The sequence below is a fragment of the Kitasatospora sp. NPDC017646 genome (assembly GCF_044329365.1).
In the GTDB taxonomy this organism is placed as follows: Bacteria; Actinomycetota; Actinomycetes; order Streptomycetales; family Streptomycetaceae; genus Kitasatospora.
This window is the reverse complement of the sequence record NZ_JBIRJC010000088.1, coordinates 1-10,924: the sequence shown is the minus strand read 5'-3', so window position 1 is coordinate 10,924 and position 10,924 is coordinate 1. Positions and strand designations below refer to the sequence as shown.

At 68.7% G+C, this 10,924-nt stretch carries 6 protein-coding genes and 4 pseudogenes; 6 read left to right on the top strand and 4 right to left on the bottom strand.

Annotated features, from left to right (window positions below; translation table 11 throughout):
• Positions 1–145: 145 nt before the first annotated feature.
• The 3 genes from ACH4J0_RS42025 to ACH4J0_RS42015 are packed head-to-tail and all read left to right on the top strand — an operon-like array spanning position 146 to position 3,718.
• A complete protein-coding gene (locus ACH4J0_RS42025) occupies positions 146–2,131 on the top strand; it encodes a hypothetical protein (protein ID WP_396246471.1) in 1,986 nt (661 codons plus the stop codon).
• Positions 2,132–2,145: 14 nt separating this feature from the next.
• The gene (locus tag ACH4J0_RS42020) at positions 2,146–3,213 is read left to right on the top strand and encodes a hypothetical protein (protein WP_396246470.1); all 1,068 of its coding nucleotides are present in this window, start codon (positions 2,146–2,148) and stop codon (positions 3,211–3,213) included.
• Positions 3,214–3,268: 55 nt separating this feature from the next.
• Entirely contained in the window at positions 3,269–3,718 is a 450-nt protein-coding gene (locus tag ACH4J0_RS42015) for a hypothetical protein (RefSeq protein WP_396246469.1), read from the top strand.
• Between the two features lie 399 nt (positions 3,719–4,117).
• Here ACH4J0_RS42015 and ACH4J0_RS42010 read toward each other — a convergent pair whose 3' ends face one another.
• On the bottom strand, positions 4,118–4,762 hold the full coding sequence (locus ACH4J0_RS42010; RefSeq protein ID WP_396246468.1) for a carbon-nitrogen hydrolase family protein: 645 nt from the start codon (positions 4,760–4,762) through the stop codon (positions 4,118–4,120).
• Positions 4,763–5,052: 290 nt separating this feature from the next.
• Positions 5,053–5,777: pseudogene (locus tag ACH4J0_RS42005) on the bottom strand (transposase); the annotation flags it as partial.
• A 206-nt stretch (positions 5,778–5,983) separates the two neighbouring features.
• Here ACH4J0_RS42005 and ACH4J0_RS42000 point away from each other — a divergent pair.
• Complete coding sequence (locus tag ACH4J0_RS42000) at positions 5,984–7,498, top strand: IPT/TIG domain-containing protein (RefSeq protein ID WP_396246467.1); 1,515 nt, start codon at positions 5,984–5,986, stop codon at positions 7,496–7,498.
• 349 nt (positions 7,499–7,847) lie between these two features.
• A pseudogene (locus ACH4J0_RS41995) lies at positions 7,848–8,000 on the top strand (transposase); the annotation flags it as partial.
• 27 nt (positions 8,001–8,027) lie between these two features.
• On the opposite strand, the gene ACH4J0_RS41990 reads toward ACH4J0_RS41995, so the two are convergent.
• Complete coding sequence (locus tag ACH4J0_RS41990; protein ID WP_396246466.1) at positions 8,028–9,263, bottom strand: transposase; 1,236 nt, start codon at positions 9,261–9,263, stop codon at positions 8,028–8,030.
• A 299-nt stretch (positions 9,264–9,562) separates the two neighbouring features.
• On the opposite strand from ACH4J0_RS41990, the pseudogene ACH4J0_RS41985 reads away from it, so the two are divergent.
• A pseudogene (locus ACH4J0_RS41985) lies at positions 9,563–10,000 on the top strand (dienelactone hydrolase family protein); the annotation flags it as partial.
• 61 nt (positions 10,001–10,061) lie between these two features.
• Here the strand turns inward: ACH4J0_RS41985 and ACH4J0_RS41980 are convergent.
• Positions 10,062–10,511 (bottom strand): annotated as a pseudogene (locus ACH4J0_RS41980) (alcohol dehydrogenase catalytic domain-containing protein); the annotation flags it as partial.
• Positions 10,512–10,924 lie beyond the last annotated feature (413 nt).

Sequence of the window (10,924 nt, the reverse complement as noted above, 5' to 3'; positions counted from 1 at the left end):
ACCGCCCGCTCCCGGACCTCACTGGGGTATGGCTTCCTCATAACGGACTCGATCCTTCCAAGAGAAGGAGTCTCGGTCAAACCCGCAGCGATTCAGGGTCCGCAAGGACCTCACCAGCACGGCGCAGCGGGCCGGTTGGAAGGGCGTGGCGGCGGCCAACGCGAACTCGGCATTGGAGGGGGTGGACACCGACTTCAAGCAGGCGTCGGCAGTCGCGACCGCCCTCGCCGCGATCATCACCACCGCCGCCGAGGAGTTCCGCGCGGCCCACAACGACCTCCTCACCGCGATCTACGACGCGAAGACCGAGGAGCTGACTGTCACCCCCGATGGCGAGGTCTGCTGGCCCCCGCTGCCCGGCTCGCGGAACGACCCCGACGGGGTCGAGGCCGCCAAGAAGTACAACACCGAGATGCGGGCCAAGGCCGACGCGATCTCCACCCGCCTCGGCAAGGCTGTCGATCGGGCCACCGCCGCCGATCAGACGGCCGCCGCAGCCCTCCAGAGCGACATCGGCACCAGCACCACCTCATTCAACCCGAAGCCGTACGGCGCTGGCCCGATCGCTGACGCCAACCGGGCCAAGGACCTGATGTCCAAGGCCGGCAGCCTCAGCGATCCGGAGCTGAAGCAGTTGCAGGCCCTCATGGCCGCCAACGCGGAGAACAAGGACTTCTCCACCACGCTGCTCAACGGCCTCGACTGCGGCGGCAAGACCGGCCCGGACGCGCTGCTGGAGTACTCCAAGGTCTACGGCGACCTGGCCCACGGCAATCACAACGCCAAGGGCTACCAGGACGTCTACGGCAACCTGTCCGTCGCTCTGGCCACCGCCACTTGCGACGGCGGGATGGGCAAAGCCTGGGAGGACGGCCTACTGGCCGCCGCCCGCCGCCCGGGGGCGTCCGCGGCGGGGTACAACGACAACTACCCGGCGCTGACGACGCTGATGGGGGCGAAGGGGACGTTCGACAAGTCGTTCCTCCTCAAGGTCGGCAACGACCTGGTCGACTACGAGCGGAACAGCAAGACCAAGGGCGAAGAGCTCTGGGGGCCGAACTGGAGTGCCCTCACCAACCAGACCGACCCGATGGGCGGTCTGATGACTGCGCTGAGCCACGCCCCCGGGGCGTCGAAGGACTTCTTCGACCCGGCGAAGAGCAAGAACCTGGACCACCTGCTGCACGAGCGGAAGTGGCCCAACCAGGGCTACGAGCAGAACCAGGTGGACGACCTCGTGCGTGACACCTCCCGAGCCGCGTTCGGCGACGCCCTGGAGGCCGCCACGACCGGTCGGGACCCGCACGGCAACCAGCCGCCGCTCCGTCCGCACGACCAGGTCATGTCCCAGATCATGGACGAGACGCTCAAGTCCTTCGCCGGCAGCGGCCCCGGGGACAAGGCCAGCCTGCCGGCCGCGCTCCGTCGACCGATGGCCGACATGATCGCCGACTACGCGCCGGACATGCACGAGATCCTCGGCAAGGAGCTGGCCGGCCATGCCCAGCCGGACGGGCTCACCGTCCAGCGCGACCAGTTGTTGCGAGTGATCCGTGGCGCCGCTGAGGATCCCTCCTCCTTCGCGATCATCCACGGCGCCGAGACCCGGGAGATCGCCCTCCGTCTCGGCGACTACGGCCCCGAGGCGTTCAAGCCTGACGCGGTGGGCGGCGCGAACCACAAGCTCCACTCATTCACCCAGGAGGCCGGCTCCGCCCTCGGCGCACTTGACGCGGTGTTCGCCGACACTTCCTCGGATCACACGGACTCCGAGAAGGCGAAGGCGGACTGGGACGCGAAGATGAACTACCACCTGCTCGGCACACCAGCGAACCTGATTCCGGGAGTGGGCGACGTCGCGCAGCGCCTGGTCGATGTCGGGACCGCCCAGTACGCCAACGACGCCAAGGCACTGGCAGACTCCCAGCTTCAGGGCAATCTGAGCTCCCACTTCTCAGCGGGACAGAACCAGTTGAACAAGATGATCGACGAAAGGGTGGCCAAGTTCGGGACGGACCCCGCTGCCGCGGACTTGACCGGGAGCGTGTCGCAGCAGCTCAAGACGGACGCGCGCACCACCTACAACGTCGCCATCGACGGCACCTACCGCACCGTGTTCGGGCGGTCGTGAGGATGGTGGAAACGATGCGCAACGACCGTCCCGACGACTCCGACAGCCCTGACGGGCGCATCGGCGCGGCGCTCAATCGGCGCGGGTTCACCACCCGAAGACTGCGCGTGCGGCTGGCGGTGGGGGTGTTGGCGCTGTCTCTCGTCCCGGTCGGGGCGGTGGGGTTCGCGCTGTACCGGCTGACGAACCTCGGCGGGCCGGACAGCGTATGCGACGGCGCCGCCACGGCTGACCAAGTGCACGACCTCCTGGGGTCCGGCCGGATCAGCGAGCGCAAGAGCATCTACTACTCGGCGACGGAGACGTCCACCGGGAACAGCTGCTCCGCCACGGTCAGCTCCGGTCTGTTCAACACCTCCGAAAAGACTGTGCGCTTCACCGTCGTCCTCAACAGCAAGGAAGACCCCGCGGAGTTGGCCGCGTCCGACGCCCGGCTCTTCTCCGGCGACTCGGCCGGCTCGGTGACCCCGTCCGCAGCGTGGGCCGTACTCCCCGATGGCTGCCAGAAGGGCCTGCGCGCCGAAATCCGCACCAGCGAGACCGGCAACGACGAAGCCAGGGCCCGACTGGCTGTGGCCTTCGCCAACGCGGCGGCCAAGACACGCTCGTGCGCGGACCGGAAGCTTGCCGCTCCGAACAGCCTGTCCGCGAACGGGGCCGAGACAGACCCGGACTGGGCCAACCTCTGCGGCTTGCCCGGGTTCGCGCCCGCGAAAAACCCTGAGGCCCAGTGGCACATGCCGCAACAGGTCACCACCGCGTTCGGCCCGATCTGGTCCTGCACTATCGGCGGCGACCCGAGCTACGACAGCCGGGCACAGATCTTCGCGATCACGACCGAGCCACGGACCACCGCCCTGACTCAGAAGGACGGCAAGGAGTCGTCCGATGTCGGACGGGCCCGCTGGGTCGCGGGTGGGACACTCGTCGCCACCTGCCAGGGCAAGGACGTCTTCTTCACCGTCAACGGCGGCTACACGAACGGCCTCGAAAAGCCCTTCCTGTTCCCCGACCAAAAAGACCTCCTACGACAGTTCCTCACCGCAGGAGGCAAGGCGATCGGCTGCGAGCCGATTCTCTGATCGCCTCCGTCGAGGGGCCGACTCTGTGACGGCCGCTCGACGGACGGATCGAGCGATGGCCGACCTCGATAGCGATCCCCGGAGCGGTCGCCCGGCTGTGCGATTCGCGAAACGGCTGGCGCCAGGCCACCGAATCGAGGTGGTCGCGCTGGCGTGGGCGGTGGTGTGCCGGTGGTGGGATCTGGCGTTGGAGTGGCCGGACGAGCGGGTGTGGCCCGCGCGGCGGCACGCCCTGGCGAGTGGGGACGCGAGCGGGGACTTCTGGCGGTCGCGGGCGGTGGCGCGGGACGCGGCGGTCTTCCCTGAGGTGGTGGCGGTCGCACGGGCGCTGCTGGATCCCGTGATGGCCGATCTGGTCTGGCAGGCCAGCGGGGCCGGGCGGCCTCGCTGCCTTCCGCGGCCGGGGCGTCACCGGAGGGTTGGTCGCTGGGCGGTGCGGATGCATCCTCGCTGGTGCCGGCTCCAGCACATCGACGACGAGTCGGTCGCGGCTGCGGCGGTGTAGCGAGGGCCCGCGTCGCTCGGCGGCGGGGATCGGCTACCGCAGGCGGACCGGCGGCACCCGCCACCAACCGGCCGAGCTCCCCTCACCACCGGGCCGACGAAACTCCCATCGCAGCTCAGCGGCGGGAGTCCAACCTTCCACTGCGGATCAGAACACAGTGCGGCTGCGGCTCCTGGGGTCGCCGTCAGCACGCTGGTCGGTGTAGAGGCCGGCGCGGGCCAGCGTTCGCCAGGGCCGGGCTCAGCGGAGTGCGGTGTCGATGTCCGCCTCGGTGGAGTCGAGGTCGAGGTCCGTGAGTGCGAGGGCGGGCCGGTTGTCGGCCGGGGCGCGGGTGAGCCAGCGGCCGCCGGGGGCGACGATGCCGGACGGGGCGCCGGCGGCGAACTGGGCGGGGACGGCTTAGCCGAGCCAGTAGTTGTAGAGGGTGCCGTAGGCCTGGGCGACGGTGGCGCGGGCGGGGTCGTCGACCATGACGGACAGCAGGACGCAGTCGACGTCCAGGCGTTCGTACTCGGCGAACAGGGCGGAGAAGTTCGCCTCGATGCAGATCGCCAGGCCGAAGCGGACGCCGTCGACGTCGAAGACCGTGGGTTCGGGCCGGCCGGGGGTGTAGAGGTAGGACAGTTCGGTGTTCGACAGGAACCGCTTGTCGTAGCGGGCGACCAGGCGGCCCTGGTCGGAGACGACGTAGAGGCTGTTGTGCGGACGCGCCGGCGGCGTGAGCGGGTGGAGCGACCCGAAAACCGTCCACAGGCGCAGTTCCCCGGAAAGAGCGGCGATCCGCTGTGCCTCCTGGCGCAGGACGTCCCACGTGGCGCCGCTCCAGTCCGCCGGCACCGGGGTGCCGTCGGGGCCGGTCGCCACCACCCGCTTGTCCGGGTAGACGAGAGCGCCCTCCGGGAACTGCGCCAGCCGCGCCCCCGCCCCGGCTGGCTCGACCATCAGCGCCCGGATATCCTCGCCAGCCGCCCGGACCGCCGCCCGATTGGCCGGGTCCTCGGGCACCGTGCTCTGCGCCACCGCCAACCGCAACGTCCTGACCATCCGGCGACCGTACCGACGCAGCCAGCCCCTGTCCGGCCACGCCGGGAAGGTCACCCGTACGAGTCCCCCGCCCTCAACGGCCGACTCGAGCGGGGCCGGGTATCAAGGTGCCCGATCCCATCCCTACGCCGGTGGGTTTCCGGCCGGGGCAGCGGCGCCAAGGCGAAACTCACCGGCCTAGGGGTGAAACTCACCGGCGCAGGTCGCGGGCGGTGGCGAAACTCCCCCGTGCGGGTCTGTACGGTGGTCTTCGGCTCTGTCCCGTAATCGGTGGTAGCGCTCTGTAGTGATCACCGAAGGAGGATGCGGTGGCGGAGCAGGGGGAACCCGGCTCGGCCGTGCATTTGCCTCATGATCCGTTTGGTTCGCGCGTTGACGCCTTCTGTGCGGCCGTTGTGGAACGGGAGAGTGAGTCCGGAGTCGACGGCGGCCCGGTCGAGTTCCAGGCCGTTCGCGAAGGAGTGCAGGTGGGGCAGGTCAACGGAGCGAACCGACGTGATCCAGTCGGTGAGCTTGGCGTCGTTGCCCTCTTTTGGCGTCATCAGTTGCGCGAACTTTCCGGTCAGGCAGGCAAGTTCGGTCATCTCGGGGCAAGCCTTGGTGAGTTCCCCCAGCAGGGCGGTGTCCTTGTCGCGCAGGTTCTCCGGACAGCTGAGGATAAGGCGGGCGAGGCGCTGCGGGGTGGTGACAGGTTTGTCGCCCTCGGCGCGACCCTGGGTGAGGTAGCGGACCAGGAGGTTCGCGCTGCCGGTGTAGCCCTGCTCTTTGATCTCACGCAGGAGGTGGGTGACGGGCACCGCGGGGTCCTCGGCCCGGCGTCGGCGCAGGTGGTCGCGGTTGGGGTCGACCAGCGTGGGCTTGTAGCGGGGCGCGCGGCGTTCTGCAGTGGGTTCCTTCATGCGGGCGTACCGCTTGACGGTGTTCAGCGCAACGTCGAGGCGGCGGGCGCATTCCACCCTGAAAACACCACACTCACAAGCTCGTTGACATCTCGCACACCATGCCAACGACGCCGGTCACCCCTAGCTACCACCGATTACGGGACAGGGCCGTTGGCGGCGCCGGACACACCCGGCGGTGGCACTCGGTGAGGTCAAGGGAACCTCGTTCGGTCGAAGGAATGTGATGGTGTGTCAGTTCGTCGGTCGAGAGAACAGGTCGAATACGATCCAATTCATGACGAGTGAACAGCCATCGTTGTCGGTGGTTCATCAGGTATGCATGACCCTGTCCGCGCTGGCGGCCACCTCAGCGACACCCCGGCCGTCCGGGGAGACCCGGACGGAGCAGACGGCACGCGCCGTCATGGGCATCAACCAGCAGTTGAGGATCACCACACTGGCGACCAAGGGCGTCTGGGAGGTGGCCTGGCTGGCGCTGAGCCCGGACAACGCCAACATGGCGTACATCGCCCGGACCATCGACAAATCCAACCAGTTCGCGGTGGTCAGCCGCGGGACGATCGGCAGTCTTCCCGACATCCTGGAGGACCTCGACATCGGCACGGTCGTCCCGTTCACCCCGGCCGGTTCGCAGGCGATCGCGGTGTCGAAGGGGGCCATGGCGGCGTTCACGCAGGTCGCCACAATGCACTCGCCGTCATTGTCGGAGGTCGGCGAGGTGCTGGGCGAGTCGGTGCCGGAGAGTGCCTTCGGCAGCCCGGGCACGACGCTGGTGCAGGCACTCAGGGCCCTCGTCGAAGCGGCGCCGAGCCCGCCGACGGTCTTCGTCACCGGCCACAGCCTGGGCGGCTGCATCGCGACCATGCTTGCGCCGTACCTGCGGGCGCAGGCGCAGAGCTGGAAGAAGATCCCGCAGTTCGGGCTCGTTACCTTCGCAGCTCCCACTGCCGGCCTGCAGAGCTTCGCCACCTTCGTCAACAGCGTGCCGTGGGTCATCAACGATCACGTGGTCAACTTCTACGACATGGTGCCGCTCGCCTGGAACAGCCTCGACAGTGCCAAGAAGTGGTACCCCGACCCGGGGCCGAAGGCGAACCCCGTGGTGACGGGGCTGATCGAGAAGATCAACGAGCTCAAGAAGAACTACGAGTACGTCCAGCCGGGCACGACCGTGTCCCTGAATACAACGTACCAGTTCTACGACGGGGACCTGGTCAGGAGCACGGTCGCCGACTTCCTGGGCCAGGTCGCGTACCAGCACAGCGACCCCCTCTACCTGAAGCTGGTCGGGGCGCCCATCCCGCCCGCCGCGCCGGTGGTCTATGGCATGACGCCCACCTTCGGCAACAGCGGATCCTCGGTGGTCATCACCGGAGCCGGTTTCAGCCCGGTCAAGCTCGGCAACCACATCGACTTCGGCCCCATCGCCTGCGACCCGGGCACCGTCACGGTCAACCCGGCCGGCACCCAGATCACCGCCAAGGTGCCGGACGGGGTCGGCCTCGTCGACGTCCAGGTGACCCACCGGCTGGGCACCTCCGCTGCCTGCCCACTCGCGCAGTTCGCCTACGGTGGGCCGGCGCCCGTGGTGGTCAGCAAGGTGGACCCGAACGTCGGGTCGGCCCTGACCACGGTCACCATCAGCGGTTCGGGCTTCACCAAGGACGCCGTCGTCAAGTTCAACGGCGCCGTCTCCGAGCACGTCAGCTTCGTCTCCGACACCAAGCTCACTGCCAAGGTGCCCCGGGGGGTCGACACGGTGAACGTCACCGTGACGGTCGGCGTGGCCACCTCGCCCACCAGTCCCGCGAGCGAATTCACCCACAAGCTCTGAATCGGGCCGGGCCCGCCGGTCGGGCCCGGCCTCGCCAAGGGTCGCGGGTGTGCCGCTGAACTGCTCAGGCCGCCTTCTCCACGGCGCCCGCCACGGACGCCTTCGCCGTAGCGCGCTGCTCGCGATGAGCAACGGTACAAGTGCTGAAAGCAGTGAGATCGGGCGCCGGGTTCGGGGAAACCGTGATCGGCCCTGATCGTCGGTGACACCCCGTAGGGTCCGAGCTTGGCGTTTTACCTCGTCGGTCACTCGACCTGCTGATCTGCGATTCTTCCCGGGACGACGGAGGCGGCCGTTCTCCACACTTCGAGATGTCGAGCCACGAAGCACGAGAGAACAGCCGCTGCGTATGAGTTTCCCTCTCTACCCGCCCGCAGGCGAGGCGTTGGGCATGTTGTCCCGCTTTCGGGTTGAGTTCTACGACTGTCTGTGCACCCGTGCCCATGCGCTATTCGAGCTGACGGACGCGGTGCTGTGCGCGGACGGGCCGGTGAAGACGCTCGCCGCCCCGGTCGACGCCGAGGCGCTCCTATTGGTTGGTGACCAGGGCGAGTCCGACGTCGTAGGTGGGGGCTCGACGGCGGTTGGGCCGGCCGGTTGGGCGCCCGGCACCGGGGCGGGAAGGTCTCGCAACACGAGCTGGGCAGAGCAGGCGCGTGCGGATGTTGCGGAACCCGCGTCGGACCCGGGCGGGGCTGAGGCGTTCGACGGGCTGCGGTCTCTCCCAGGGCCGGCGGAGGTCGGCGGACAGTGGCCTGGCGAGGCGGAGTTGGGTGTGGACGGCCAGGACCAGGGCGGTCCAGCGGTCGGCCGCTGAGGGTTCGCGTAGCTTCGGGCGGGTCCAGCCGAGGTCCCGCTTGAGGAAGCGGAAGGTGTGTTCCAGGTCGAAGCGCCGCAGGAACGCGTGCCAGGCGGTGTCGGTGTCGTCATCGGAGGGTGTGGGGTGGGAGTACCCCAGCGAGACCGGTTTCGGGGTGCCGCCGGAGGGCAGGTGGTCGACGTCGAGTCGGATCAGGGTGCCTTCGACGATGGGGAGTTGGCCTTGGTGGTCGCTCCAGGCGGAGCGTCGCCAGATGCGTGGGTGCAGGCGGTGCCAGGCCCGGATTCGGGCGGTGCCGTATCGGCGGGTGGTGTGCTCGGTGTCGGTGTCGGGATCGCGCCAGGTCGTGGGATCGGCCAGTGCGAACCGGGCTCCGTGACTGCGGGGTTTGCCGCCTTTGGGGCCCACCCGGTAGTCGTCGGGGAGGGGGTTGAAGAAGACCCGGTCGGAGCGCATCCGCACCACGACCTGGACGGGCAGGTCCCGCAGGAGTTGGACCAGGCGCGGGCCGTCGTAGCCGGCGTCCGCCACGACCAGCACCGGCGGGTCGCCGATCTTCCAGTGCCCGGCGTTGAAGATTCCGTGCAGGACCTCTCTCAGTTGGACGGCGGTGACGGCCGCTGTGTCCGCGCCGGGTTCCAGGCGCTGGGCGTCCAGCAGGGCCGTCCACGAGGTCGAGCCCGACTCCAGGGCGGCGACGGAGGAGTAGGGCCAGCCGGGCACCATCTCGTGGGTGTTCTCGCGTCGGCCGTAGGTGTGGCAGAAGGAACGGCCGTCGCTGGTGTTGGCGTCCGGCCGCAGCCAGGCGGTCACGTCGACGGCGAGCACGATCCGAGCGCCCGGACCGCGAGGCGCGCTGCGGGCCGCGATCGCGGTCCGCAGGCGGTCGGCGTCGAGCTCGAACAGTGCGTCCGCGCGGCGGGGCATCGCGGCGTACAAGTCCATTCGAAAGGAGGGCAGTTCCGCGATCGCCCGCTGGCGAACGGCTTCAGGGACCACAATCGACACCGACGACCTCCGGCTCTGGTGTGCGACTCGACATCACACAGCGTGAGACGGAGGTCATCGCCGTGTCTGGCAGATCCCCATGTGGGTGATCAGATCGAACAACCTCAAGCCGATCACCGAAGGTAAAATGACAAGCTTAGTTGTAACGGCTTCTGTTACTGGATGAGTTCAACTGGTGGGTTTGGGTGGCGGCTCCTTGTCATGCGTCGCCCGGATGCCTGACGAAAGGTGGTGAGATGACCCACGTGCACGGCGAATAATTCGGTCTTCCCACACCGGACGGGACCGCCGACGCCTATCTCGCCCACCCCGACGACGGCGTACCCCACCCCGGTGTCCTGCGATGCATGGACGCCTTTGGGCTGCGCCCCGCGTTGGAGGAGATGGCCAGGCGACTGGCCGGGCAGGGTTACACGGTGCTGGTGCCCCACGCCTTCTACGCCGGCCGGGCCCCGGTGGTGGAGCTGCCCGAGCACATCAACCCCGCCGAGTGCCCGCAGATCTTCGAGAAGATCATGCCGCTCGTCCGGTCCTTCACGCCCGAGCTGGCGATGCGGGACGCCGGCGCGTACCTCAACTGGATGGCCGCCTCGTCGCTGGTCGCGGACAGCCCCGTGAGCGCCGCCGGCTACTGCATGGGCGGCGTGCTGGCGGTCCGCACCGCGGCCGCCTATCGGCGACCACACACGGTGCCACCACGCACCGCCTCAACGAGGAATACGCGACACCTCAACATTGGACGGCGAAATGCCCCACGCCCCCGCTGGCGCCGGTGATCAGCACGTTGCGCGCCAACAGGGAACGCTTGCGCAGCACTCGCAGAGGGGTGACTTCGGCGATCCCCGACGCCGCGGCGTCGGCCAGATCGACACCCTCGGGGACGGTGCCGAGCGAGGCGGGGCTGACTGCCACCCGCTCCGCCCACGCGTGGGGAGCCATTCCCACGGCGACGCGCGTACCTTCGGGCGGCCCCGAGCCGTCGGATGCGGCGCGCACCACGATGGCCGCCGCGTCGTGACCGTGCACAGCGCCGGCTGGCCACTGGTCCACGTAATTCAGCTCTCCGAAGTTGAGACCGATGTGCCGTATCTACACCAGCGCCTCACCGGTGGACGGCACGGGCTCATCGACATCGGCGAACCGAACGGGTCCGGCCTCACTGTGATCGACCACAAGGGCGCGCATAGGGGTGTGTTTCCCTCTCTCGTGGATGTGCCTGAACACTCGGCGCGGCAACAGATCGAGTGCGCACATGCCGCACTGCCGCCTTCTTGGAACCCTCTCGCAGGACCAAGGACGGCGACCAGCCCCGTGAGAATCAATCAGTTGATTGTCTGTCTCAGTGCAACTCACGGCGCGTCGAGCCCCGCGCCCGTCCGGTGGACGGCGCTGGGACGAGCACGGACACGCCCGGCAAAGTCATGATCTTGAGGCATCAGCGCTTCCGTCGGGCAGCGAGGTCGCTCTGGGCGACGTGCCGGGCGGCCACCACGAACTCGCCCGGTTTACGGGTGGTACTTCTCGGCGATGGTCTGGGCGAGGCCCAACGAGGAGTCCAAGGTGACGCGGACGGTGACGGCGCCGGTCTTCGCGGCCGT

What these genes read in the sequence shown, in the direction of transcription:
- ACH4J0_RS42020 (WP_396246470.1), top strand. Translation starts at nt 2,146, where the DNA reads ATGCGCAACGACCGTCCCGACGACTCCGACAGCCCTGACGGGCGCATC.
- ACH4J0_RS42015 (WP_396246469.1), top strand. Translation starts at nt 3,269, where the DNA reads ATGGCCGACCTCGATAGCGATCCCCGGAGCGGTCGCCCGGCTGTGCGA.
- ACH4J0_RS42010 (WP_396246468.1), bottom strand. Translation starts at nt 4,762, where the DNA reads ATGGTCAGGACGTTGCGGTTGGCGGTGGCGCAGAGCACGGTGCCCGAG.
- ACH4J0_RS42000 (WP_396246467.1), top strand. Translation starts at nt 5,984, where the DNA reads ATGACCCTGTCCGCGCTGGCGGCCACCTCAGCGACACCCCGGCCGTCC.
- ACH4J0_RS41990 (WP_396246466.1), bottom strand. Translation starts at nt 9,263, where the DNA reads ATGGACTTGTACGCCGCGATGCCCCGCCGCGCGGACGCACTGTTCGAG.